Raw genomic sequence first — 26,314 nt, 5'->3', positions numbered from 1 at the left:
TGAAATCTATGGAAAATTTTCGTGCGAACATTGCGTTAATACCGAAGCCGACAACGTCAGAAAAAGTGATCGGTATATTGTTAGTTGTGATTATGTTCGTGCCATTTGCTATTGGTGTAAGCACCGGTAATATGGCGCTGCTGGCAAGTCTTCCTATCGGGGTATTTTTACTCTTCGTATTTAATCTTTTTAAGAAAGGAAAGTTTACTCCTAAGAATTGGGTACAAAAAGATTCGTTCGTGGAGTTTCGGTTGCAAGGTGTAGGTATTCTGAGTGGCGGTAATCGTATGGATTTTTTATGGAATGACATTGAGGTGGTTCAACTGTTGGTGGATGCGTATGATGGAGAAACTAAACAAGATGGTGAAGATACCAAGCGACTAAATGGATCAGAGAACAAAATTGTGTTTCATGCCAACCAAGTGAAGTACGAATTTAATTTTTACTTAGAGAATGCGGAACGGAAGGATGCCTTAAAGAAATTTCTTTGGCATAATTCATTTGAAAGTAAGCATGTTCCAATTACCATCGACGAGCATGTTGGTGCGCTAGGTGTTGCGCCAATTGAATTGGTGGAAGAGGAGAGCCAGGAAAAGAAACCTGTGAGCAAGTGGGCGATTGGGTGTGGCGTGCTTTTTTTTACGCCATTTGTCGCGGTGGGACTCGGAACGTTGGGGCTCGTATGCTACCAATTCTTTCAAGTAATGCAGGCAAACAATTGGCAATCCGTGCGCGCGGAAGTTTTGTCGATTGAGATGGTCTCTAGCGAAGATAGCGAATCGACATCGTACAAAATTCAGATGGAATATAAGTACGGTGTTCATGGTGAATCTTATGTGGGTGAAAGGGTTTCGTTTAATGTTGGTATGAATAACGTTGAGCATTACTACGAGTTGTTCGATAAACTCAATCGCGCGAAGGTAATTACTGTTTTTGTCAATCCAGATAAGCCGGGAGAATCAGTTGTTTATAAAGGCGTAACGAATGCCATGATTGGAATCTTGATATTTTCATTGATGTGGAATTCGCTGATTGCAGCTTTTATATTGCCCATGCTATTCAAGCGCGTACAAATGAAGCAAGTGTTGATTGTTGTGTTCGTCGTGTGGGGTGTTGGCATTGTTAAATTCGTCGCTCATGTCGGCGATATTTACATAGCGGATGGTGTAACAGTATTAGAACAACGTGACGTAACCGAGTGACCTACTAGCAATTTGTCGCAATGTACCCCTGATAATGTCGTCTTTGGCAACTACTGAAGTTGATGTGATAGTGCACCTTTGTATGGTTAGTTAATGAATGTTGAATCAAAACTTAAATTATCATTTATGGAAACGATCACTTATAAGTCTACGATTGATGCGCCTGCCAAAAAAGTGTGGGATACAATGTTGAATGCCGATACCTATAAGCAATGGGTTTCAAAAAGTTGGCCTAATTCTTCTTATGAAGGTAAGTGGCAGGAGGGAACACAAATACGGTTCACAGGACCAGGCGGAGGGGGTACGCTTGCTGAGCTTGTAGAGGTAAAGCCGCATAAGAGAGTGTTGGCGCGTCACATCGCCATACTATTAGACGGCGGCAAAGAAGATAGAACAAGCGAAATGGCGAAAGGGTGGATTGGAATTACCGAAGCATACGACTTCATTGAAGAGAATGGTAAAACTACAGTGGTCGTTACAATTGAGACCAACCCGGAATGGAAAAAGATGTTTGACGATGGGTGGCCGACGGCATTGGAGGAATTGAAAAAACTATCTGAACGTAAGCTACAAACAGCATAAATTTCTTAAGACCGCGGTGAATTTTGCCGCGGTTTTTTTATTGTGATGTGATTGCTTTGTTCCCACTTACTTGACTGCTATTTATTTTTTTTGTTCCACGTTTCAACGATCAAGATGATCAGGGTGCCAAATGTGTAAGCAAGTAGATCAATCCATTCGAATAGCGTTCCGATGGCGATCCGTGCTAACTCATTTTTTTGGAGTCCTAATTTTTCAACGATGTTTATGTATTGAAGATACTCTACCGTGAACGCGAAGATGCAAACCCCAATGGCTACAGGCACAACAGGAAGGTTGAATAAAGATTTCACGAAACAATAGACCAGGATAACCACCAACACATCGCCAACGTAAGGGCGGATTATTCTGTCACGAACAAAGCAGGCAATAAGTAACTCCACAACGAATATGAGAGCGGCAATGTAAAAATAGTTTCTATTGAAGGTTATGCGCGCTGCGGCCGCTTTGATGGTCATGGGTGAGGAAAGATTATTTGTTTTGAATACTGAAAAGAAAATAGTCCGTGCCCACGGGTTTTTCGCCCGCCATTCGAATCATATTCGCTACTTGTCCGCGGTGATAGCTGCCATGATGCGAGATGTGCGTAATGATTTCCGAAAGCGGCATCACCAGTGGGTGTCCTGCACGTGTTTTGAATGATATGCTTTCTTTCGATTCTGCTATTAGTTTACGGACGACCATTTGCATATCGTGTTGAATGGTATTCCACCGATCAATTAACGTGTGAGCATCAGCAAAGCTCCACGTAGGGATATTATCCGTGGGGCTGCCTTGAAAACGAGTGAGCCAAATCCAATCGGATTCGAACACGTGCGTCAGCGTTGCTTGAATAGAACCGAAGCTTCCACCGAAGTTTTGAAGGAAAAATGTCGGTGGAAGTTTTTCAATTTGTTTCGTTAACGAACCATTAGCCCAATGGTTGTATGCAAGCAATCTCAGAATGTCCATAGCAGTATGCAAGATGATGTGACTCTATTAACGGACTACTTACAGCGTTGTTACAAGGTGCAATCATATTAGTCCCACATGGTGCCATCGAGTCCAAGTACAATGCCCATCCATAATCCGACGATAAACACGAGGATGCTAAGGACGACGGCGACAATTTTATTGAGTCCCACGAGTTTTTGAAATTGGAGGATGTAGTAGTTACACATTCCGCCCATAGCGCCGGCAAGCGGGACAATAATGAGCGGTCGGATCATCCAGAATTTACTCCATTCAGGGTTTGCTTCGCCTGGTACAAGGAAGAAGAGGATAGCGAGTAGACCGATTCCCGCACCAATTAGCATGCGTTTACTGAGTGAGAATGGTTGGGGCTGTGCTGAGTCATGTGCTTGTGTCATGGCATGTTTATTTTTTTTGTGACGATTTGTTCAAGTCCTATTTGCGACTAGGCTGCGGTGACTTGATCAATATGACGGCAAGGTAGTGTATTGATTATTAATTATGAAAGTACTTTGAAAATAAAAGTTGATAGATTTGTTTATCGCTTTTTTAGGCAAAATTTGGGCATTTATCATCTTGGAGCAGGAGCAAAGTAGATAATCCAGCAATTGTTGGTTGGCTCTGTGGATGAATTTTACTTTTGGTCGGAACGTGGTAGCAGAATTCACGCAGCCTCGTTATCTTACTGGGCATAAAATTCTCTCTTATGAATGTTACCGATATCATTGACCTTGTAAAACTTGGCAAGGCTTCCGCGAAGAGCCATATGCGAAACCTCATCGAGATTGCTGCGGCAGATGGAAACCTTGGCACGGAGGAACAACGCCTGCTTGAGTATGCGGCACTACGCAACAACATTTCGAGAGATGAGTTGAAAACAATACAAGCAAATACAGCAAAGGTAAAATTTGAGGTGCCTCGTGGTGATAGAGAAAAATTCAATCAACTGTATGATCTTGTGCACATGATGTCTGTTGACAAGAATGTACATATCGAAGAACTACGACTTTGCGAAATATTTGCGATTCGGTTTGGCTACCGTAAGGAGGTTGTTCGTGAAATGATCGAATTGATTCGACAAAATATTGAAAAATGGATTGGCCCTAAGGAGACCATGGATGCCGTAGTTAAATCGATGAAGGTTTACGAATAGTCTTAATAAGCTTGCATCCACAACACTTGATGGCGCTCAAAGCACGACGATTTTAATGGAATACACCGTAGCCTGTTTTTGTAAAAGGAGTTGATATACACCAGGTGCAAGTTGCTCATGCAACAAAATCGGAGGATTATTCGCTGAGATTTCTTCACGGCGTGTGTTTATCAATTGACCTTTCGCATCCAGCAACGATATGGCTATTGGTCCTAATAATTTTTCTGAGGCGTTCAAGTATAATTCTCCCCTGGTAGGATTGGGATAAACTTGCAATAAATTCGCCGAAGCCGATTCAGCATCAAGAACAATAAAGTCTATTGATGCAAAATTTGCAGAGCGACATCCATCGTTACTTATACTGCGGGCTTTGTACACACCGGATTCTGTTACGGTAATTTCTGCCGACTGCATGTCCAGAAGAACATCGTTCAATGTCCATTCGTAACGCGCTGCGTCTCCTATAGCTTTCAACTTGTTATTCCCGGTGGCTTCTATCGATGTTGGTGGTAATGGCAACGCAAATACAGTAATGGTAAGTGGATCTGAAGGTAGACTTTCACATTCGCCTTCGCTCACTTGCACCGTGTATGTACCCGCGTCTGTCGTTGTAATCTCTTGTGTTGTTTCGCCGTTTGACCATGCGTAGTCGTCGAAACCCTCAGAGGCCACAAGTTTAATGGATTGCCCGGCGCAGAATTCAGTGGAGCCCAATGCCGTGATTGTTGGTTGTGAAGGCGCAACAACGTTCAGCGTAAAACTCTGTGATGTTGTTGTGCCGCATTCATTCGTCATCGTGCATACCCATGTCCCTTCGTCGCTAGCAGAGAAGGAGTCAAAATGCAACGCCGGTGTAGTTTGCGTGAGAACGGTTTCATTATTGTGTTTCCAAGAAACCGTTGTTGCGTTTGGACTTGCGAGATCAATCGTAAAAGGAGCATCCTTACAAATATCGTAGGTCGTGATTGATTGAAATTGATACGACGGCTTTCTGCATACTTGAACAATCGACGGCGCAAAACCGCGCGTCCAAAATCGTCCGCCCATGCGAAGCTCTCCGTTTTGTGTATTAAATTCAAAGACGCCGAACTCTGTAACGCCATACAATTTTCCATTTGCACCTTTTACGAGCGCTGAAGGAAATGGGCCAACATCGCCAAGCCATCCAACACCACCCAAGAAATTATACTTCGTGGTGTAGGTATTGGTCTGCAAATCATATTCGTAAAGCGTACCACAACCGCTTGGGAAATTTTGTTCAACAACACCGCCGCCATGTGTCGTTCCATATAGCTTGCCATTGTTAGCGGCGATCAACGACGTTGGGTAAAAGCTATTTGAGAGAACACCGCCGTGAAAGTCGTGACGTTTTACATAAGCATTCGTTGCCAGCGTGTATTCAAAAATCACACCTTGGTTTGACGTCCCTCCAAAATTCGTTGTTCCGTAAAGCTTTCCATTGATCTCTGCAAAATGTCCATTATAGGTGAATCCAAACTCTATTAAGCATGCGCTTTTGTGTGTAACGGTAAGCGTGTTCGTAGCGGGGACTACACGGAAGATCGATCCCATGTATGGGTTTCCGATGGGGCATGTGGAATTTGTTGTGGTGGCTGCGTACAAGTTGCCATTTGACGCTTTATAAAATGCTTGAGAGATTACGTTTTGAAGTGTGCCATTCGTAGGGCCGCCTTGATAATTAGGTACCGTAAATGGTTTCCCAAACACGCCGGTGTTAAAATTATATGAAAACACGTAGCGACCTTGTGCAGCGAGTCCATAAATCAAACCCGGTGAAACTTCCGTCAACGCAGGCATACCTTCTGCCCTGGGCGTGTAGATGTTGGGCAGGTTTGTACTAAGGGGGCCGAGATGTTCGATCACGCGAAAGCGATCTGTGTCTAAATCGTATTCGAAAAATGTTCCACTGTTGAATACGTTTGTTCCCCCACCTTGGCCGCCAGCGCTCGCAAGTCCATACAATTTGTTATTGCTTGCGAGCAGTAGTGCGCTAATGTTCTCGCCGTCGACATTTGATTTAAAATGATGGATGATTTCAAGATTGTTTCCAATGGAATCGGTCTTAAAGATGAACCCATTAAAATGATCTCCGCCGGAGCTCGTCGTGCCGAAGAACTGTTGTTGTGCTTCACTGTAGAATACCGTCGAAGCAAAAATGAAAATAGTAGCCAATAACTTTTGCATAACTAAAAATAGCAATTGTTATAAAGCCAATGGACACAACGTAAGGTTTATGATAAATCTGATCCATTCTGGTAACGCCGTGTTTATCGTGTATGATAAAATTCACGTAAAAGGGTCCGAAATGCATACTAGATATTGGCTTGTACGGTGGATTTAAAAACAGAAATTCCATCGTTCCTGCTGAAACGATGGAATACTGTGTAAGAGAACTGATGGGTATTAGGTCAGAAATTCCAACCGCCACCCAGTGACTTATAGATATTCACTTTAGCATTCAGCTGTTTAGTTTTGATCTCAATGAGCTCCATTTTGGATTCAAGTGCTTCTTGTTGTGTCAACAACACCTCCAAATAATCGGCGCGCGCAGAGTTGAAAAGACTGTTTGAAATCGTTACGGATTGCATCAGGATATTCACTTCTTCAGCTTTTGTCTGATGACTCTTAGCAAAATTATCGACGCTTGATAGTTGGTTAACGACTTCCAGATAAGCATTTAAAATTGTACGCTCATAGTTGTAAACCTCTTGGATCTGTTTTGCATTTGCGCTTTTGTATGCCGCGGCGATTGCATTTCTATTGACTAACGGCGCAACGAGTTCTCCCGCGATATTGTACAACATCGACTCTGGTTTGATCAAATAGGCCGCATTGAATGCCTGAAATCCCGCCCCGCCTTCAATCCGAAAGGATGGATAGAAATTAGCTCGTGCAACTTTGACATCGATCTTCGCTGCGGCGAGGTTTAGTTCCGCTTGCCGGATGTCAGGTCTGTACTTGAGAAGTTGAGAGGGGATACCCGCATAAGCTGAATCTAAAGCAATGTCATTGAATGATGCCGAGCTTCGTGGAATATTTCCCTTGAATACACCCGTGAGGAAGTGAAGTCGATTTTCAGTTTCAACGATGCGTTGTCGAATTTCAAATTGCAGATTTTTGGTGTTCAACAACTGAGCTTGAAATCTGTTGACTGCAAGTTGTGTCACTTTCGCAGCCTGCTTTTGTTGTTTGACAACGTCTAGACCGTTGCTTTGAACTTCAATATTCTGTTCGATAATCGCCAGCATGTTGTCAAGGGCTTCTAACTCATAATAGCTGTTGGCAATCTCGGCAATAAGATTGGTGACCATGAAATTTTTACCTTCTACGCTCGCAAGGTACCTTACCACAGCAGCCTTCTTCGCGTTGCGTAGTTTTTTCCAGATGTCAATTTCCCATGAAGCCGTGAGGCCGAACATGTAATCGTTGAGTGGTTCTGGAAATCTGGTGCCTGGTTTGATTTCAAGATTTTCATCAACCGCACCATTGCGCGTAAATCGTCCAGCCTTCTCGATACCGGCACCGGCTTGAAGTCCGACAAAAGGAAGATACTCACCTTTCCTTGCGCGCACTTCGTTGCGGCTAATTTCGATCTCCTGCAATGTGATGTTCAGCTCTTGATTCTTTTTAAGTGCTGTATCAATTAGCGCGATCAGGTTTTCGTCTGAGAAGTATTCTTTCCAATTCAGTTTGGCAATGTTTGAAGTGTCCGATCCACTCGCGAACTGAGTAGGAACGGTACTATTTTCTTGTTTCACCGAAACGCGTGGTGTGATACAGCCACACAATAGCGCTGCAAAACATATTGCGGCCATGAGTTTATGCGTTACCTTTTTCATTTTTGCGGCTGATTTTTTTTAGTAATTTTTTGAGCAGCGATGCTTCTGAATTGCTCACGACATATTCTTCACTAAGTGGTGTTTGATCTTCGTCTTGGATAAGCTTTCTGCCATCAGCAAGCTTTCCGAAGATGTAGTACAGTCCAGGCACAATGATCACACCGAAGATTGTTCCGAAAAGCATCCCACCAAGCGCGGATGAACCAATTGTTCTATTACCGGTAGCGCCAGGTCCGGTTGCAACGACCAGCGGAATAAGACCAGCAATAAATGCGAACGATGTCATTAAGATCGGTCGGAATCTAACCTTAGCACCTTCGATTGCAGATTCAAGTATGGTTGCTCCTTGCTGATGTTTTTGCACGGCGAACTCAACAATCAATACGGCGTTCTTGCCAAGTAATCCAACAAGCATGATCAAGCCGATCTGCGCATAAATGTTGTTGGCAAGGCCCATTACTTTTAGCAGTAAGAACGATCCAAAAACGCCAGCAGGTAATGATAGAATTACAGCCAAGGGGATAATAAAACTTTCATATTGTCCTGCTAACACAAGGTACACGAAGATGAGTACAACCACAAATATGTAAAGTGCTTCATTACCTCTATTCGCTTCATCGTAGGAGAGACCTTCCCACGCAATACCATAACCTTGTGGTAACGTCTGCGCGGCAACTTCTTGAATGGCTTTGATGGCATCACCACTTGTGTATCCAGGCGCAGGAACACCCCGAATAGACGATGATGTGTACAAATTAAATCGCGTGATCTCATTCGGTCCTTGTGTTTTGGTCATCTTCATGAATGATGAATACGGAACCATTTCATCACGATTGTTTTTAATGAATAAATCCAGTACGTCCGAAGGCATCTTTCTGTACTCGGGTGCCGATTGCGTATACACCTTGAAGAAGTTTCCAAAGCGGATGAAACCTTGTTCGTACGTGCTACCAATTAAGATGTCTAAGTTTTCCATGGCTTTACCAATGGACACGCCTTTTTGCATGGCAAGTTCATTGTCGATGGTAAGTTCGTATTGTGGATAGTTTGCAGCGAAGAATGTGAAAAGACCACTTAATTCTTTACGTTGTTCAAGCGCATGCATAAAATCCGTATTGATCTTGTCGAACTCTTGATAGTCGATCGTACTATTTTTATCGAGCAATCGTAATGAGAAACCATCGGAGGATCCATAACCTGGTACCGCAGGTGGTTCAAAGAATTCGACGACAGCACCAAGGTCTTTTGTTTTTTCTTCGAGCTCTTCGATAATCTCCGTGACAGATTGATGTCGCTCAGACCAATCCTTCAAGTTGATGATGCACGTCCCGGCATTCGATCCGCGCCCCTCCGTAAGAATTTCATAACCTGCAAGAGAAGAAACTGATTGAATACCGTCTACTTCTTCTGCAATTTGTTGAAGATGTCTCGATACATCGTTCGTTCTTTCCAAGGTACTTCCCGGAGGTGTTTGAATAATGGCATAGATCATTCCTTGATCTTCATTGGGGATGAATCCTGCAGGTAGCGTTTTGTCGATTGCGAAAATTCCAAAGCCGAATAGAATCAGGATGCCATACGTCACGACTTTACGATTCACAATTAAATTCAAGAGACCCGTATAGCGCCCTGTAAGCTTTTCAAATTTTCGGTTGAACCAATCGATGAATTTGTCGACGGGTGTTTTCCTGCGGGGCTTGCCATGTGGATTTTTAAGGATCATTGCACATAACACGGGTGTTAGTGTAAGGGCAACTACACCGGATAGGACAATAGCGCTCGCCATGGTAATGGAGAATTGGCGATAAAAAATTCCCACAGGGCCAGTCATGAACGCAACCGGAACGAACACCGCTGTCATGATTAACGTGATGGCAATGATAGCGCCGCTGATTTCTCCCAGTACTTTTTTCACGGCGTGATATGGAGACAAGTGTTCTTCTTCCATTTTTGCGTGAACGGCTTCCACCACAACGATCGCATCGTCAACAACAATGCCGATCGCGAGTACCAGTGCAAATAGTGTAATCAGGTTTATTGTGAGGCCGAACATCTGCATGAATACAAACGCGCCGATAAGTGAGACCGGCACAGCAATCGTGGGGATCAACGTCGATCGCCAATCGCCGAGGAAAAGGAACACGACAAGCGCCACAAGAATGAATGCTTCTACCAATGTATGAAGTACCTTATCGATTGATGCGTTTACGAATTTGGAAACATCATAATTGATTTCGTAGCTCATGCCAGGTGGGAAGTCTGACTCGAGTTCCTTCAACTTTTCTTTTACACCCTCAATGACTTTACTAGCATTGCTTCCAAAATTTTGCTTCAAGACGATGGACGCTGCTGGGTAGCCATCCTTGTTGGAATAGATGTCAAAAAATTCGCTACCCAATTCAACTTCAGCAATATCTTTCAGCTTGAGTATTTCTCCATCGGCATTGGAACGCACAATGATATTCTCATATTCTTCTGGTTTGTTAAAGCGCCCTTTGTAGGTCAATACATATTCGAGCGATTGCGCCGTTTTTCCTGAGGCTTGTCCGAGTCGTCCAGGTCGACCAATCACGCTTTGTTCGTTCATGGCTTCCATCACTTCTTCAGTAGACACATTGTAAGCGCGCATCCGATCCGGTTTCAACCAAATGCGCATCGCATACTGTCGACTTCCGAGAATTTGAGCACGTCCCATACCGCTGATGCGTTGCAGCTCTGGCAAGATGTGAACGTTGGCATAGTTGTAGAGAAACTTTTCGTCAGCATTTTTATCGGTGCTGAATAAGTTTACATACATCAACATACTCGGCTGAATCGGGGAGATAATTACGCCTTCGCGTTGTACTAACGGAGGAAGGTTGTTCATCACTTGGTCAACCCTGGTCTTTACGTTTACAACTGCAGCGTTCGGATCTGTTCCTGGTTCAAAGACAATTTGTATCGTCGCTTCGCCAGCGCTGGTGGCGTCAGAGATGATGTACTGCATACCTTGAACACCGTTGATTGCTCTTTCGAGCGGAATCAAGGTAGATTCTACCAGTACTTTTGCACTTGATCCAGGATAAGCAATAAAAATGTTTACGCGTGGTGGTGCAATTTGCGGGAACTGTGATACGGGCCTCGTGTTGATGGCTAGTATGCCCAAGAAAATTATGGCAATAGAAATGGCGATCGCCAAAACCGGCCGTTGAATGAATTTACTAAACATGTCAAAATGGTTTTAGTGTGTTCGTTATTCAGCGTGGAGGTCATTAAGCTGAGCCAGTATCTGTTGCTGTTTCACAAAACCATATTTGATCTGCTGATTGTTTTTCACTTTTCGCAGTCCATCAACGAGTATCTTGTCGTTTTCTTGAAGCCCATGCGTCACGGCATATAAGTGTGGCATTTCTGTGCCCACCTTAATTTCGCGCGACTTCACAATGCCCGCATCATCTACTACAAATACATATTTTTTGTCGAGAATTTCGAATGTAGCTTTTTGTGGGATCAACAACGCATCATGTAGTGTAACAGGCATTAAGATGTTTCCCGTTTCTCCATGGCGCAAAATGCCGTCAGGGTTATTAAAGATTGCTCTGAAGGCGATGTTACCTGTTTCATTGTTGAAGTCGGCTTCAATAGTCTCCACTTTTCCAGATTCAGGGAATAAGCGGTTGTTGGCCATTTGCAATTTTACTTTCAGCGGTGTGTCAGACTTCGAGCGCATCACATAGTCAAGATACTCTGCTTCTGGCACGTTGAAATAAACCCACATCTTACTGTTGTCTGATAGTGTAGTCAACAGTTCTCCTTCATCGACTAGACTTCCTAAGCGTACATGGAAACGATCCATGATGCCGTCGAATGGTGCTGAAATTTTTGTGAACCCAAGATGCGCTTTGGCGAGTGATACTTCTGCTTTCGCTTTGTCAAGTCTCGCTTTGTTTAGGGCAAGTTCGTTTGCTGAAACGATGTTGCTGTCAGCAAGACTTTTGGTGTTCAAATATTCTATTTCTGCGAACTTTACCTCGGCTTCAGCTCTTTCTGTTTCGGCTTGATAAATCATCGGCATAATCTGAAACATCAGTTTGCCTTTTTTGACAAGTTGCCCTTCGTCAACATAAATATTTTGGAGGTAGCCCTTTTCGAGGGCGCGAAGTTCAATGTGCTGGATCGCGTGGATCTGACACACGTACTCATGGAAAACGAGCGTATCTTTTTTTATCGGCGTGGTAACCGTGTACTTTGCTTCTTCGTGTTTCCCATGTTCATCGTGGCCGCAGCTGGCTAAAAATAATAGTGAAGCCGCCAAGATGAGGATATAATTTCTAGTCATAAAAATTCTAGTTTTTAAAAATCGGATTGAAAAAATGTGTCGTGGCGAATGGTAAGCCTGTTAACAACACGTCTGTGATTACGCGAAGAGGTTCAGCATAATCAGCAATCGATAAAAACTAGCGTAGATAACTCTTCCAGGAATGGTGGAGAATGAAGAGCGAAACAGTAGGGCGATTTTCTAATATTCTTGTAAAGGGAAGGCGGGAACGCCCAGATAAACTGCCATCGCGATGGTGCGCAATAGCGTGACTCCAATATTCACTAGTCTCGTCATCAAAGCTAGGCTCTTCTTCGGCTTCGTTAGTATCAGGTAACTCGGCGCCGGGTAGGGCAGGAAGTGATTTGACTGGTAGTTGGAATCGATGCGTCGGTTGTTGGACCGACTTTTCTTGTCCTTGAAATGACGTGGTTTTTACTGCTGCAGACTCATTTGTTTTTGAATCGGCAGTGACGAAAACGAAGAAAAAGCAAAGAATTAAAACTAGTCTATGACTAAGTGTTGCTTTCATGAGAGGTCGCTGTTACTACAGCGGGTTAGTCGTCATTTGGTGAACAAAGCTACGAACATATTATAGAATCGTCAAACGTGATTTTGTCTACAATGTTGACTTATGCCAGAAAATCATTTTGAAATCCGCTTTTTGCGCGATGCTAACGTTTGTTTCGGTGTTTCGATTTGAATCACAATACGAATTTGTCGGCCTATGCCTGTATCGCCCAGCATGACCTAGGTGCTTGGATGATGTGCCTTTTGCCTTGAAATGGTTATAAAAAGTATCGACGACTTGCGCTGATGGACTTGTTAGTTGTAATTGCAACGCATGTATCACCAGGTTAAAACACAGGGATTTTTATCGCATTTTGTAAAATGCTTCTGGAAATATGCTTACAACGGCGGGCAACCTATTCCATATACAATCATACCTGATGGTTGCTTCGATCTGATCATTGAATTTCAGCAAGACCAATTGACGAAGGTTAAACTGACAGGTGTGTGGACGCAACCGGTAGACATTACCATCTTGCCGCAAACCAAAATGTTCGCACTACGATTCAAGTTATTGGCCGCCGATTACCTATTACGCTATAACATCAAACCAATTCTTAATACATCGGTTTCACTTCCATTCGACTTTTGGGGAATTGATCAAATGCAGTTCGATGATTTCGATTTTGCTGTGAGTACGATGTCCAGCAGACTAAACCTTGCGCTGAAACAATTTCAGAATATAGATACAAGAAAGCTGAAACTGTTCGAAGCAAGTTACAGTGGAGAGGTGCAAAGTGTGGGCGCTGTTGCAGACGAGGTACATTGGAATAGTCGACAAATCAATCGTTATTTTCAAGATCGTTTTGGATTTCCGTTAAAAACATTTCTCAGCATCATTCGCGCGCATGGAACGTACCGTGAGATCGCCAAAGGAAATCTCCACCCTACGCCGAAATATTTTGATCAATCTCATTTCGTGAAAGAAATTAAAAAGTATACAGGTGTAACGCCTCACGAATTACACAAATTTAAAAACGACCGATTTTTACAATTAAGTACAATCAAGCCCGATTAATATTGCTGCATCATCAAATAAACGATCTAGCATGAAAGTCGAAAAGCTTACGCCTAATTTTTCAGTATCGAGCATTAATGAAACGGTCAAATTTTATCAGGATGTGTTGGGCTTCAGTCTCATTATGGCTGTACCCGAGAGTCAGGATGGAATTGAGGACACCATCGCCGCCAATAAGCAATATGTATACGCACTTGTCGCCAAAGATGGAATCGAACTAATGTTTCAACGCAGTGATACTTTTCATCACGATGTAACACTCGTCGACCAGAAGTCTATCGGCGCGACGGTTTCGTTCTACATGGAAGTTTCTGGTGTCGATGATTTTTACAATCGGATTAAGAAACATCAAGTGACCATCACTGAAATTAAGAATGCCTGGTATGGTATGAGAGAGTTTTATCTCCGTGATATCAACGGTTATGTCATTGGCATTGCAGAGAAAGTTTAGCACAGCGTTGGGTTACGTTCGCGCTAGTCAGTAAGCACATTTACACTTGGCATCGTAAACTGCTTTTCGCTGTCATTCGATTTTGGTAGTCCAAAAAAGAAATATAAGCTTCTTTTTATCGGTGCGTCGATTACATTTTGTTCACTGTTTGGTCCAAGGTTTTTGGTGTTGGTATTAATGTTTAAGGCGAGCTTCGTTCCTGTTGGAGGAATGTAGTCTAAAAATGAAATGTCGCCTGGAGGAAGCGCCGGGTGCATTCGTTTACCGGACAGCGCATAGAAATCGAATAGCCGTACCGTTAGATTTTTCTCTTTCGCGACGACAAGGAATTTCCCTTCAACGGTATTGAATTCCATCCATTGCACATCCGCATGATATCCTTTGAATTCCGGATATAACCACGGCGCGCTTCCTGTATGTGTTCCGTTGTTACGCTTTTCCCATATACCTAATGTGCCGTGCATTCTATTTTTCCAAACACGATAAGGTCCTTTGCCCAACCACTTCACACCAAGGATGAAGTTTTCTGGATAATTAAAAGAAATGCCTGCAAAAGGGTACGTTCCTTGGAGATGATATTCATATTCCAATTCTACCCAACCCGAGGTAGTCATCTTCCAGCGACAATATTTAAGATTACCATCGAATGAAGCTTCCGCAACGTGAGCGCCATGTGTTGAATAGTGTTTGAAATGTTTAAGTGTATTGATCCCGGTCGTTAAAATTGGGCCATTCGCGAATGATAGCTTAGCGCTAAAGTCATTCTCAAGTTGTATAAGTTGTCCATTGCGTTTACTTAACACGATCGTGATACCATTTGCTTTAAGTGCAAGTGTTGAATCACTTTCGGTAATCGCAATAGATGAGACGGAATCTTTGTTGATAATTTTATCGACAATCTTTTGCTCCCTCGAAACAGTCCAAGTCCATTCGCAGATACTTGTTCCTGTGTCATCATAAGCAACCAAGCGCAATGCGTCAGCGTCTTTCCATGTTAAGGGCAGCGAAATATTTAATTGACCAGAATGAAGCGGGAGAATGGACGGCCCACGTAATGCACCTGTATTGATCGTGTCGACTTTCGTTGTTTGAAACGGCTTGCTGAATTTGAGTAGTGACCATTTAAACGAGCATTGGTCTAGCGATGTAAAATGGAATCTATTTTCGAGTTGAATTTGTCCATTGAAATTATCGGGTATAGACTTCATCGATATTTTTACAGGACTATAGATTTGTCGAATCGCGTAGAAGCTTCCTTCTTTCTGTCGATGTGGTCCCAAAATTCCGTCGGGTGCGTTCACGCCATTTACATCCACAACACCTGGAAAGTCAGTTCGTACAAGCCCTTCATCCACGAGTGCCCATAGGAATCCACCGGCACCACGCTTCTCTTGCCAATGGAGCTCCCAGAAATCTTCGAGTGCTGCCGCGCCACCACCGTCGTCTTGTGCATGTAGAAATTCGGTTGGCATGTAGATTAATGAGTCGTTCAGTATTTTCTTGGTACTGTAATAATCTTCATAGTGGTTGCAATCAATTCCATTGAAATGATTTCCCGGCCGATGATGCGCATGAATCACAGGACGTTTGGAGAGATCATACAAATGGTAATCGTCATCGAGTTCTTTGTTATGTCCACCCTCATTGCCATTGCTCCAAAATATTATGCTCGGATGATTCACATCCCGTATTACCATCTCCTTGACAAGTTTCAATCCTGTTTCAGTGCTATATGCTTTTTGCCAGCCAGCGAGTTCATCAATAACATACAAGCCGAGCGAATCACAGATGCGTAGAAAACTTTTGTCGGGTGGATAGTGCGAACAACGAACCGCATTCATGTTCATCTCTTTCATCAGCAGCACATCGTTAAGGTCAATGTTGCGATTAATAGTTCTTCCGGTTTCGGGCCACCACACATGACGGTTAACACCTTTCATTTTGATTTTAACATCGTTCACATAGATGCCATCCCCACTGCGTATTGCAATGGTGCGAAATCCAAATTTGTCAGTGACCTGGTGGATCATTCGACTTCCTTTTTGCAGCGTTACACGTATAGTATAGAGATTTGGTGTTTCGGCTGTCCAACATAGTGGGTTTGAAATTTTGTCTTTGAAATGGAGGGTAGAGTCTGTTCTCGTAGCAGTGACTGTTGTAAGGATCTTTCCTCGCTTGTCTATGATTTCGGCTGTAGCATTTGTGTTTGCATCAAGATTGTTTACGTAAGCACGCATGGCGAACGTTCCATCTGCTTTGGCGTCAATCGATGTCCATTCAATATGTTCACGCGGAACGGCTTGAAGATATACAGGCCTGAAAATTCCACCGAAGATCCAGTAGTCCGCAAGGCGCTCTGCGTTGTTTACGGACTTGTCTGTAGACATCTTACTAACCGTCACTTCCAATATATTATTTCCTGATGGTTTGAGCTTATCAGTGATGTCGTATGAGAATCTATAGAACGAACCCTGATGAATTGGTCCCGCGAGTTTTCCGTTGATCTTTACTTCTGTGTCAGTCATCGATCCTTCAAATACGATGCTGATGAGTTTGTTCTTCCATGTTTTCGGTACCGTAAACGTATGGCGATAGATTCCTTTTTCTTCTTCAAACTTGAAGTTCTTGCCATAAGTAACATAGTCGCGACCATAATTGTATTCGCCAAAACCTTGTTGCTCCCAATGCGAAGGCACAATGATCTTTGTCCACTTGCCGCTGTTGCGCCCTCCAGTGCACCAAAAGTCCCAAGTTGTTGATGAACGATTATCTCGGCCTGACAAATATTGAATCTCGGTTAATGCATTTACGGTTTGCGCGAAGATCGTAGACGCGAATGCTTGTGTAGATACAATCAAACAGGCTATGATATATTTTTGTATGTTATCCATACGCGGTAGCAATAAATTTGAGAATCGATTTGACTTTATTTCTTTGACTTGTCTAACACTAACGGCTTATTGTTCACTGTAACATTGAGAATGGTGACATCTTTGTAAATATTTCTTAGCGTTGGATTTTCTGCTTTGATGTCACTTGATATAATCTTGAAATTTTGCACAACATCATTTGGGTTTCCTTCGATGTCGCCAACCTTGTTGCAGGAAACATTAATATTCGACAGGGTGATGTTCCGTACGGTTCCAAATGGTTTTGCAGTCGATCCGTCTAGATTAAAAAACTGCTTCCATGGATTCATATTGATAATGGAGCCGACTTTTCCCGTGATATTGTCGACGGTAATGTTTTCATAAACTTGGTACGTATCGGGACGCATTTTGAATTTGAGCAGGGGCGAGTTGTTATTGATCTTACAATTACGCATGGTTACATTTCGTCCGTGAACACATTCGCTGCCGAATGTCAGCGTCGCATGTGCTTCGCCGATTGTACAGTTTTCAATTAGCACATCATCGATCATCCCGTTTTGCGGAAGAAGGTGTGCATCCGGCCCTTTTCCTCCTTTAATGCAAATAGCATCGTCGTGCACCGAGATATAACAATTTCTAATAACGACTTTTTTGCAAACATCAAGGTCAATACCATCACTACTAGGTGCAGGTACAGGTCGATAAGGCGCTCTGATGTCACAACCTTCAATCAGAATATTGTTGCACTGATAGAGGTGCGTTGTCCAGAACCCCGCGTTGTGAAGTTTTACGCCTTGTAACTTGATATTATTGCAGCCCCATATAAAGACAAGTCGCGGACGGTGTACTTCTAAGTTTGTACTTTCTTTTCCAAGACTTTTTAACGAATCGCGATGTGACCAGAATTTCTTCCAATATTTCAGCCCGTTGCCATCAATCTTGCCAGGACCAGCAACAGAAAAATTGTCAACATAATAGGCATTGATGAGTGCGGCATAGTAGAGAATGCTCCGACCTTCCATGCGCGACGGGATGAGCGGATAGTCATCAATGTTATCCGAACCCTTCAGTACGGCGCCTTCTTCAAGACGAAGATTTGTTTTTGGCTTAAAGAATAGCGCGCCAGTCAGGAAAACGCCTTTCGGAATAACAACTGTTCCGCCTCCGACCTCATGTGCACGGTCAATTACATCTTGAATTGTTTTGGTGCTAAGTTGTGTACTATCACTTGCCACACCGAATTTGGTGATGACAAAATCTTGCGCGTTTAGGGTGAAGTGCGCGAATAGACAAAGTGTAAGGAGTCGGAGCGTCATCGTGTGTTTACATTATCTCGAATGGGCATAAAATAACTCCGATTACATCCTTCGACTGTCCTGTGGTGTCATGACTTGAGCGAACGAATTACGCGGCAGGGATTGCCGGCAGCGAATACATCGGCTGGGATGTCTTTGGTGACAACACTTCCGGCGCCAATTACAGATCTGTCGCCAATTGTAATACCTGGGCAAAGTATGGAACTTCCACCAATCCACACATCTTCACCAATCGTGATCGGTTTGGCGTACTCCAGCCCTGTGGCACGTTCGCGAAAATCGATGGGATGCGTGGCAGTATAGATTTGTACGTTCGGGCCCATCAAGGTTCGATTTCCGATTGTAACGTGTGTGACGTCCAGCACGACACAATTGAAATTGAAGAATACCTTTTCACCGATCTTTATATTATAGCCATAGTCGCAGTAGAATGGTGGTTGTATCCAAACATCGGTGGCAGCATGGGGGAGTAGTGTTTTTATAATATCGCTACGACGTTGTGGCGCATCTTCTCTGGATTCATTCAACTGCTGTAGTAAAAGACGCGTTGCTACTCTTTCGTCGCTTAATACTTTATCGAGCGCATTATACAATTCGCCAGCAATCATTTTTTCTTTTTCGGTTTTCATAGTCAACGGTTAGTTTATGGTGTGCAGTTTCTTCATAACTGATCGTACAGCTTTAGTCGCTTCAGTACGAATACTTGAGTGGTCGGTAAAACCCCTTCTATGAGCGTAATAAAGATGGTTTTGGTTTTAAAATGAAAAAAATGAGAAAAAAATCTGCTGAAAATTTGCGTAGCTAAATAACTACATGTTATTTCGTGTAGTCAAATAGCTACATAATGAATTTAAGAAGAGATGTATTTCAGGCCATTGCAGATCCGACCAGAAGGGCTATACTCTTGTTGGTAGCGTCGCAATCTATGACAGCGGGGGCAATCGCCTCGAACTTTGATACCGCGAGACCAACGGTTTCGAAGCATTTGCAAATCTTAACTGAGTGTGAACTGCTGGGACAAGAACAGCAGGGACGCGAAATGTATTATCACTTAAATCCACAGAAGATGAAAGAGATTGCAGACTTCATTGAGCCGTTCCGCAAAATGTGGGATGATCGCTTTAATAAACTCGAGAGTATCATGAAAAAGTATAAGACAAAAAAATAAGTTGTATGGAACGTAAAACAAAAATTACAGCAGAAGAAGGGAAGCATGACTTACTGATTACGCGCGAGTTCGACCTTCCCGTAGAGCTACTTTTTAGAGCGCATGTTGAGCCTGATATTTTTGAGCAATGGATGTCGCATGACTATGGAACGACAAAAGTGAAGAAATTAGAAGCGAGAGCACACGGCGGTTGGTTATTTCAGACAAGCGATCTACAAGGAAATGTAGTGTTTCAAGCGAATGGTGTTTTTCACGATTTCGAGCCAAACAAAAAAATCACGAGAACTTTCGAAATGAACAATACACCCTTTCCCGTGCAACTGGAGTTCTTGGATTTTTCTGAATTAACAGAAGATACAAGTAAACTCACGATTCATGTGATTTACAAGTCGATTGAGCTTCGTGATCAAATGTTAAAAATGCCATTCTCGCAAGGCATGAATATGGCCCACAATAGACTACAGGAAATTGTTCACAAACTAAAATAGCATGTTCTGAAGAAGAGAGATAAAATCATTTATTGGATTGCCACAGGATGGCTCTCGCTAGGCATGGTGTCAACGGGTGTATTTCAGCTAATCATGCGAAATCAAGAAATCGATTTCATTGCTAATCTAGGTTACCCTGCATATATCCTTCCATTGCTTGGTGTGTGGAAGTTGCTCGGTGTAGTGGCTATACTCCTTCCAAGGTTTCCGCTGGTGAAAGAATGGGCATACGCCGGCTTTTTCTTTGCTATGTCAGGCGCTGTATACTCGCACTTTGCACACGGCGATGCAGCGAAAGAATTCTTCGGTCCGTCGCTTTTGTTGCTTCTCACCGTAATATCTTGGTACTTTAGACCTGCTGAAAGAAAAGTTAGTTCCGTTAACCCTTAAAATCAATACAAGTATGAATCCACGCGTCGATTGGTTTTTTGATAAGGATACAAAGTGGCAAAATGAGTATGCCAGGTTAAGAGAGATTATTCTCGATTGTGGCCTCAACGAAGAGTTGAAGTGGGGATGTCCGTGTTATACATTTGAGAAAAATAACATCGTATTGATACACGGATTTAAAGATTATTGTGCGTTACTCTTTATGAAAGGTGCGCTCTTAAAAGATCCGAGGGGAATTCTGATTCAGCAAACCAAGAACGTACAAGCTGCCAGACAAATTCGTTTCACTACTCTGCCCGAAATCACGAAACTTAAAAGTGTCATCAAGAAATATGTGTACGAGGCTATCGAAGCTGAGGAAGCTGGTCTGAAAGTGCCAATGAAAAAAGCGGCTGAGTTTGAAGTGCCGGCTGAATTTCAAAAGCGACTGAATAGGAGTGCTGCGCTAAAGAAGGCTTTTTATTCACTCACACCTGGACGTCAGCGGGGCTATCTATTATATTTTTCGCAAGCGAAACAGGCGAAAACACGAGAGGCGCGTGTCGAGAAATATGCGCCACAGATTTTAGAAGGACGAGGTTTGGAAGATTGAAAGCGTAACACGTTAACATCGACGTAAGAATGAAAAATAGCAAAAAGAAACTCACGGCCGAGCAATCGGAGGAATTGCTAGCGACACTTCAAGAACGCTTTGAAAAAAATATGAAGCGTCATAAGAGCATGGATTGGTTGAAAGTTCAGGCCAGATTGGAATCTCATCCAGCGAAACTATGGTCACTGCACGAAATGGAAATTTCTGGTGGAGAACCCGATGTAGTGGGTTATGACAAGTCCGCCGGAACCTTCACATTTATGGACTGTTCTCCAGAAACCCCGAAGGGTAGGAGAAGCATTTGTTACGATGATGAGGCGCTCCAATCTCGGAAGGAGCATAAGCCGAAAAACAGTGCGATCGAAATGGCAGCCGAAATGGGGATCGACATGCTTACCGAAGAGGAATACCGCTTCTTGCAGACATTGGGTGAGTTTGATTTGAAGACGTCAAGCTGGGTGCTAACGCCTTCTGAAGTTCGCGAACTCGGCGGTGCTTTATTCTGTGATCGCCGATATGATCGTGTATTTCTATACCACAATGGCGCAGAATCCTACTACGGTGTGCGTGGCTTTCGCGGCGCACTTCACGTATAAATGCACTTAAAATTATTCTCCCAATATTTTTCTGATCATATCTGAATCGTATTGCAGCAGCTTGGCTTTGCGTGCATAACTTTTTGCTTCTTTGGCTTGACCCATTTTGTGATGGATCTCCGCAATGTTAGCGAGGTACATGGCTTCTTGGGGCGATGTGAGTGCAGCTTTCTCAAAGTAGGGAAGTGCTTCGTTGTAACGCTTTTGGTCGTCGAGTGCGCAGCCGCTTAGATTGTATAGGCGTGCAACGGCGGCTTTGTCATGATGGGCTTTATCAATGAACGTATCGTGTTGTTTGAGATAGGCTTCTACACCATGCTGTAACCAAAGTAAGCGCGCTTTCAAAAAATAGGCTTGACCAAAGTTGGAATCTAGATCTAACAGCGCGTCACACTTTTCTTCGGCGTCATTTAAGTTCTTTTCTTTTACGTCGTTCCAGGCACTTTGGAGTAATGCGAACTTTGCTTTCTCTTGGAGTTTTGAGAAATCTATCGCTGCGTCAAATAAGTTTTGATGCTGTGAAATCGCTACCGCTACTTTAACAATGTGTTCTGCAAGGTGAGGCTTTTCGATGATCTGCTTGTATCCGTACTGAACGAAATGAAAAGCCATATTACGATCATGATTGTATTTTTCGTTGCCACTTACATTTTCGCAAAGACGTGCAATAAAAGTCTTCGGGAACGATGGAGCGTATGCTAGCCCTTCATGCCATAGCGTCGTGAAGAAATTAAACCATGAAGCGGGGTATGGTTCAACGTCAAATGCGGTTTCATAAAGCGGCGTTCTTCCTGGGATATGAACATTCGAAATGACTTTACGGACATGATATCCGCGAACCATTCGGAGAAGGTAATGCTCCTCGTCGTCAGAATCGATATCAAGTGCGGCAACATCGTATTTTTCGTAGAGGCCTTTTAATTTTTTTACACGCGCATAAATCTTGGGTGGTATGGAAAGGTGCCCTGCTTTGGAAAGCATATCAACGACGGCAACGGCGCTACTTTCTACACTTTGGTGGGCTTCATCGTTGTACTGATATTCGTCGAGTAATTCTAGAAGGTGATGGATGAAGGGTTCAAAGGATTCGCCCGGTAGGGCAGCAAGATCGATAACATAATCAAAGTGGTTTCCGCGATAGGTGTAGAAATCAAAATCGTCAAAGTTCAATACGGATTCAATATACCGTTGCAACGCAATATGATCATGCCAGCCGTAGCGATACGCAAGTTGCGCCGATTGGACAACGATCGTTGATGTAGCGATCACGTGCGTCAGGAAATCCTTTACATCGCTGTCGTCTTTAAATTCATCGAAGAAACGATGATCGTTACGGGCGATGTAATTGAGGTAGCGTTGGTTAATGCTCAGCTCGGATGCTGTTGACGCAATTGGCCTTGGGATGTTGTAACGTGCTCCATTCAGGATCGTATTTTTAACCAATGCCCGATCCGGATGTGCAGACAACAAGTATAAGGCGGTATCATGCAAGCGATGGTGATCGATTGATTCACTCGCTTCGTCTGGTGAAGGTGAGTATCTCGGTCCTTCAACATAGGTGACCTTTCTTGGTAATGGAATTGACGTATCCCGGTTGGTGAACGTCGCGATGTCGTTGGTCGGTAAGGGTGCGCTTGCGGTATTATTCACCGGTAGTAATGCAAGTACTTGATCTAAAATTTCGGGATCGCTTTCAATTTCCTTCTTTAATTTTTCAATGAGGTTTTCGTTATTACTGAGAATAATTTCTTTCACGGTTTTGCGATCGTCGACATGCGTTTCCTGAAATGGCGTCCAACGGTTGTGGGGATAATGTAACCATTCTGCCTTTTGCTGCGAGATAAACGCTACGTGTTTTGCAGCCATTCCTTGGAATCGTTGGTCTGCCTTAATTGCGTTGAAGATTTCGGCAGTATTGAATTTAATTCTTGTTTTGCCAGGCTGATACACTACATCTGGATATTCGGTAGCGAAATACAAGTACAAGTTCAATGAAGCATGGAAGATCGGAAGAGACCTTTGTTTGTCTTCTACGCTTGCTGTGATGAATGGCGCATTGCAGTAATGAAATTCAATATTAATGATAGGCCATGCGTCGTTTTGTGTGGATGGATGCTCAAATGGTGGAGCGAGTATCACTTTCCCGATGAGAAAGTCAGGATGCGTTTCATATAATTTTGATAGCGTATCGAAAACCATTTTTGAGATCGGTTCTTGCAAGTTAATGGCGGGTGCTGTGTATTGTTGGTTTTCTACTTTGTTAAGGAATTTAATTTCATCTTCAGAAAAGGCGATCAATGTTGCGCCTGTATACACTACACCCAAGCAACGGTATAGCGATAGGCCGTATTCACTTCCTGCCATGCGGCACAAAAGCCAATGCTTTAGTGTTTGCGTGCTAGCGTCGAATTGTTTTAGCAGGGCATCGCCGGTAGTGGCATAAACCGAGCTAAGTTCTTCGCGACTGAAGTTGTGAAGCGGTGCAGGTCGTTCGTGAACGGCACCAACGAATCGCGGCTTGTGTGGATTACTGATGTCGATGATCGCACTGCTGATAAGGAAATTTTCAATTAATTGAAGATGACCGTTGTGCCCTTCGTGGAAATTCTTGAGCGCCGAAATAAGTCGCGGCTCATGTTTGTTGCTGATGTCAATTAACTTTGTCGTCCTTCCGGCGATGATCAGTAGATCTCCATGTGGCGTAATGCTCGTGGCGTCATCGATGAAGATGTTAGCGTTAATGGGTTTTGTCGTTGACTTATTCAGATCAAATATCTCAAGACACATTTCATTCTCAGCGAAGAGGAAGTTTTCTTGAATTGCGATGGTTGAATATTGCCAACGTGCATTTATATTTCCAATAGTCTCACCTTGAACGAACTTTTCGTTCATTACTGTGAAGGTGAGTACTCCTCGGTCTTGCAATGAAACGTAGATCGTGTTACTACCAAATTTGATGTAGGCAAGTTTACTGCTGTTGAGGTCGTAGCTGTCGAGTGTTTCGATTGCGCGTCTCGTTACTCGGCAATATTTGATTTTGTTGTCGCGGTACTTGATGATACACGTTTGTTCATCGATCGGGAAAACGGCATCCATTCGCTGATCGAGCGTGATCGTTTCGGCTTCTTCGAAATAGAACGGGTGGGTGTGGATCGTAGTTTTTGTTTCTTCAACATCGGGAATGGTGAGTGCATGTGTATCGATCCAATCGGATACTGTTTTCTTTTGTTCAGTCCTAAAGTGATATCGCCGCAGGCATTCTTGCGCAAATTGAAAATCTTTAAACGTTATTTCGAGGAAGGACGGAATAACATAGTAGTCTAGATCAATAGTATTAAAAAGTTCTCTTGCCTTTTGAATATTGTCTTGCACTAAAGACAATTTAACGCGCGCCGCTTTCGCGAGTTCTGCACTTAAGCTGTTTTTTGCAGCAGTGATGTGTTTTTCGATTTCTTCGTCTAGGTTCGTTAAAGCGGTGATGTCTTTTTTTACGTTTTCGATTTCAAACAGAAATTGTATGGCGGTTGCATTTCGTTTTTCGGTACCTTCTGGAAGGTTCTGTAAGTGTTTTTGAAAATTAGTGTAATCTCCTACGTAATAGTACAGCAATAGCAGTTTGGTCTTTTCGGTGTCGAAGAAGATTTCATCGGCAATCATTGCTTGAATTGCCTTTTCAAAATGGTGAGACTTGATGTGATCGTCGATCCATGCCTTGCGTAGATTCTGATATTTAATCTGCGCTTTCGGTATTAAAGTAAGCGTATGATTGACAGCATCATCTCCAAACGCTATAATCTGCTTTTCATGGTGATCTTTTAACTTGATGTCGTGGTCAATGAAGAATTGGATCCATTCTGCAAAAGCGTCGGGCTCGTGTAAGGGGTGAGAAATCTTATCTAATGTTAATGCTTTCTCTGGATGTCTTTCAGCTAACCGATTGAACGCCTCACGCAAGGCCTGTTTCGATGCCGGTGACTCGTCGTAATCGGGCGATATCTTCCAGCTTTCAAATTCGTCATTAGGTCTGAAGAAAATGTCAGAATCGTTCTCTAACACGTTTATAAATTTAAGTGACGCTAATGAGAAGGTGTACACGGAACTCTTGATTGCGTCATCATCATCCGTCATTCCATTCAAATCGCCTGTCGGGAAAATTAGTGTAAAGCCGTCCTCATGGAAACCAAGATAGGGTGACGTACTACCAAATTTTTGAATGAATAGATCCACACGGAAGAAGGGTGCCGTAACATTGACATTCGAAAAGGCAAGGAGCTGGTTGTCTCTTTTTCCCGTCTTGTACAGAACCATCTCGTGAAGTATGAAGCCGACAACATGCGTAAATGCTCCCTCAAAGAACTTGGCAGCATTTCGGATTGCTGTCGTAATGTTTGAAATCAGTAACTCTCGTCGACAAATAAGGTATGCGCGAAAATTTTCGTCGAGAACATGATCAAACCCCAACTGAGGCACGTTGTAACCGTAATGCTCGGTGACATCGGCCGCCTTTGCGATAAAATCCGACGACACATCTTTTGATTCGTATGTCAACATCGACTCTTTTAACCAATCATTGATGTCTATTTGCCCAAGCGGTGCAATTTTACTGTAGTCAGAATAATCGTAGTCGGCATCCCAATGGTTGGAATGGTAAACATGCAATGCATCGAACGTCGAATTCGGTTTGATGATGAGCATGCGCAACAATTGCGTGTTTATTTTTTCTTCATGAATCGCATTTTCTACAATTCTTTTAAATGAATCTTCGACTGCTTTAATTGCTAACATGCTGGAT

Annotated in this window: 22 protein-coding genes; 10 read left to right on the top strand and 12 right to left on the bottom strand. The window is 43.2% G+C overall.

What is annotated here, in order from left to right; all coding sequences use genetic code 11:
- The first annotated feature begins 8 nt into the window (after nucleotides 1–8).
- Complete coding sequence (locus DQQ10_RS06765; RefSeq protein WP_165823821.1) at nucleotides 9–1,202, top strand: DUF3592 domain-containing protein; 1,194 nt, start codon at nucleotides 9–11, stop codon at nucleotides 1,200–1,202.
- Nucleotides 1,203–1,328: 126 nt separating this feature from the next.
- A complete protein-coding gene (locus tag DQQ10_RS06760) occupies nucleotides 1,329–1,784 on the top strand; it encodes an SRPBCC family protein (RefSeq protein ID WP_165823820.1) in 456 nt (151 codons plus the stop codon).
- Nucleotides 1,785–1,861: 77 nt separating this feature from the next.
- Here DQQ10_RS06760 and DQQ10_RS06755 read toward each other — a convergent pair whose 3' ends face one another.
- The 3 genes from DQQ10_RS06755 to DQQ10_RS06745 form a co-directional block, all read right to left on the bottom strand.
- Entirely contained in the window at nucleotides 1,862–2,260 is a 399-nt protein-coding gene (locus tag DQQ10_RS06755) for a ribosomal maturation YjgA family protein (protein ID WP_112746062.1), read from the bottom strand.
- Nucleotides 2,261–2,273: 13 nt separating this feature from the next.
- Nucleotides 2,274–2,753 (bottom strand): DinB family protein, encoded by a 480-nt coding sequence (locus DQQ10_RS06750; protein ID WP_112746061.1) that lies wholly within the window; start codon nucleotides 2,751–2,753, stop codon nucleotides 2,274–2,276.
- Between the two features lie 68 nt (nucleotides 2,754–2,821).
- The gene (locus tag DQQ10_RS06745; RefSeq protein WP_112746060.1) at nucleotides 2,822–3,151 is read right to left on the bottom strand and encodes a potassium transporter KefB; all 330 of its coding nucleotides are present in this window, start codon (nucleotides 3,149–3,151) and stop codon (nucleotides 2,822–2,824) included.
- A 308-nt stretch (nucleotides 3,152–3,459) separates the two neighbouring features.
- Between DQQ10_RS06745 and DQQ10_RS06740 the strand changes: the two genes are divergently transcribed.
- Nucleotides 3,460–3,906 (top strand): hypothetical protein, encoded by a 447-nt coding sequence (locus tag DQQ10_RS06740; protein WP_112746059.1) that lies wholly within the window; start codon nucleotides 3,460–3,462, stop codon nucleotides 3,904–3,906.
- A 36-nt stretch (nucleotides 3,907–3,942) separates the two neighbouring features.
- Here the strand turns inward: DQQ10_RS06740 and DQQ10_RS06735 are convergent, their stop codons facing one another.
- The 5 genes from DQQ10_RS06735 to DQQ10_RS27745 form a co-directional block, all read right to left on the bottom strand.
- Complete coding sequence (locus tag DQQ10_RS06735; protein WP_112746058.1) at nucleotides 3,943–6,111, bottom strand: choice-of-anchor tandem repeat GloVer-containing protein; 2,169 nt, start codon at nucleotides 6,109–6,111, stop codon at nucleotides 3,943–3,945.
- A 224-nt stretch (nucleotides 6,112–6,335) separates the two neighbouring features.
- Nucleotides 6,336–7,766 (bottom strand): TolC family protein, encoded by a 1,431-nt coding sequence (locus tag DQQ10_RS06730; protein ID WP_221409685.1) that lies wholly within the window; start codon nucleotides 7,764–7,766, stop codon nucleotides 6,336–6,338.
- Nucleotides 7,747–10,974, bottom strand: a complete 3,228-nt coding sequence (locus tag DQQ10_RS06725; RefSeq protein WP_112746057.1) for an efflux RND transporter permease subunit — start codon at nucleotides 10,972–10,974, stop codon at nucleotides 7,747–7,749. Before DQQ10_RS06725 ends, DQQ10_RS06730 begins: the two co-directional genes overlap by 20 nt.
- Nucleotides 10,975–10,998: 24 nt before the next feature.
- On the bottom strand, nucleotides 10,999–12,084 hold the full coding sequence (locus tag DQQ10_RS06720) for an efflux RND transporter periplasmic adaptor subunit (protein ID WP_112746056.1): 1,086 nt from the start codon (nucleotides 12,082–12,084) through the stop codon (nucleotides 10,999–11,001).
- 118 nt (nucleotides 12,085–12,202) lie between these two features.
- A complete protein-coding gene (locus tag DQQ10_RS27745) occupies nucleotides 12,203–12,595 on the bottom strand; it encodes a hypothetical protein (RefSeq protein WP_133259565.1) in 393 nt (130 codons plus the stop codon).
- A 312-nt stretch (nucleotides 12,596–12,907) separates the two neighbouring features.
- On the opposite strand from DQQ10_RS27745, the gene DQQ10_RS06715 reads away from it, so the two are divergent.
- On the top strand, nucleotides 12,908–13,651 hold the full coding sequence (locus DQQ10_RS06715; protein ID WP_112746055.1) for a helix-turn-helix domain-containing protein: 744 nt from the start codon (nucleotides 12,908–12,910) through the stop codon (nucleotides 13,649–13,651).
- Between the two features lie 31 nt (nucleotides 13,652–13,682).
- The gene (locus tag DQQ10_RS06710; RefSeq protein WP_112746054.1) at nucleotides 13,683–14,102 is read left to right on the top strand and encodes a VOC family protein; all 420 of its coding nucleotides are present in this window, start codon (nucleotides 13,683–13,685) and stop codon (nucleotides 14,100–14,102) included.
- A 23-nt stretch (nucleotides 14,103–14,125) separates the two neighbouring features.
- Here DQQ10_RS06710 and DQQ10_RS06705 read toward each other — a convergent pair whose 3' ends face one another.
- The 3 genes from DQQ10_RS06705 to DQQ10_RS06695 form a co-directional block, all read right to left on the bottom strand.
- A complete protein-coding gene (locus tag DQQ10_RS06705; RefSeq protein WP_112746053.1) occupies nucleotides 14,126–16,993 on the bottom strand; it encodes a glycoside hydrolase family 2 TIM barrel-domain containing protein in 2,868 nt (955 codons plus the stop codon).
- Nucleotides 16,994–17,028: 35 nt separating this feature from the next.
- A complete protein-coding gene (locus DQQ10_RS06700; RefSeq protein WP_112746052.1) occupies nucleotides 17,029–18,288 on the bottom strand; it encodes a glycoside hydrolase family 28 protein in 1,260 nt (419 codons plus the stop codon).
- A gap of 68 nt (nucleotides 18,289–18,356) precedes the next feature.
- A complete protein-coding gene (locus DQQ10_RS06695; protein WP_112746051.1) occupies nucleotides 18,357–18,917 on the bottom strand; it encodes a sugar O-acetyltransferase in 561 nt (186 codons plus the stop codon).
- A 215-nt stretch (nucleotides 18,918–19,132) separates the two neighbouring features.
- On the opposite strand from DQQ10_RS06695, the gene DQQ10_RS06690 reads away from it, so the two are divergent.
- The 5 genes from DQQ10_RS06690 to DQQ10_RS06670 are packed head-to-tail and all read left to right on the top strand — an operon-like array spanning nucleotide 19,133 to nucleotide 21,522.
- On the top strand, nucleotides 19,133–19,456 hold the full coding sequence (locus DQQ10_RS06690) for an ArsR/SmtB family transcription factor (RefSeq protein ID WP_112746050.1): 324 nt from the start codon (nucleotides 19,133–19,135) through the stop codon (nucleotides 19,454–19,456).
- A 5-nt stretch (nucleotides 19,457–19,461) separates the two neighbouring features.
- Nucleotides 19,462–19,944: an SRPBCC domain-containing protein gene (locus DQQ10_RS06685; RefSeq protein WP_112746049.1), complete on the top strand. Its 483-nt coding sequence runs from the start codon at nucleotides 19,462–19,464 to the stop codon at nucleotides 19,942–19,944.
- Nucleotides 19,945–19,950: 6 nt separating this feature from the next.
- Nucleotides 19,951–20,334 (top strand): DoxX family protein, encoded by a 384-nt coding sequence (locus DQQ10_RS06680; RefSeq protein ID WP_112746048.1) that lies wholly within the window; start codon nucleotides 19,951–19,953, stop codon nucleotides 20,332–20,334.
- A 13-nt stretch (nucleotides 20,335–20,347) separates the two neighbouring features.
- Nucleotides 20,348–20,926, top strand: coding sequence for a YdeI/OmpD-associated family protein (locus DQQ10_RS06675; protein ID WP_112746047.1), 579 nt, complete (start codon nucleotides 20,348–20,350; stop codon nucleotides 20,924–20,926).
- 29 nt (nucleotides 20,927–20,955) lie between these two features.
- A complete protein-coding gene (locus DQQ10_RS06670) occupies nucleotides 20,956–21,522 on the top strand; it encodes a DUF4256 domain-containing protein (protein WP_112746046.1) in 567 nt (188 codons plus the stop codon).
- Between the two features lie 12 nt (nucleotides 21,523–21,534).
- Here the strand turns inward: DQQ10_RS06670 and DQQ10_RS06665 are convergent, their stop codons facing one another.
- Nucleotides 21,535–26,307, bottom strand: coding sequence for a tetratricopeptide repeat protein (locus DQQ10_RS06665; protein WP_112746045.1), 4,773 nt, complete (start codon nucleotides 26,305–26,307; stop codon nucleotides 21,535–21,537).
- Between the last annotated feature and the right edge of the window lie 7 nt (nucleotides 26,308–26,314).

Origin of the sequence: Pseudochryseolinea flava, assembly GCF_003286915.1 — a bacterium.
GTDB lineage: Bacteria > Bacteroidota > Bacteroidia > Cytophagales > Cyclobacteriaceae > Ohtaekwangia > Ohtaekwangia flava.
This window is presented reverse-complemented; position numbering and strand designations above follow the sequence as displayed.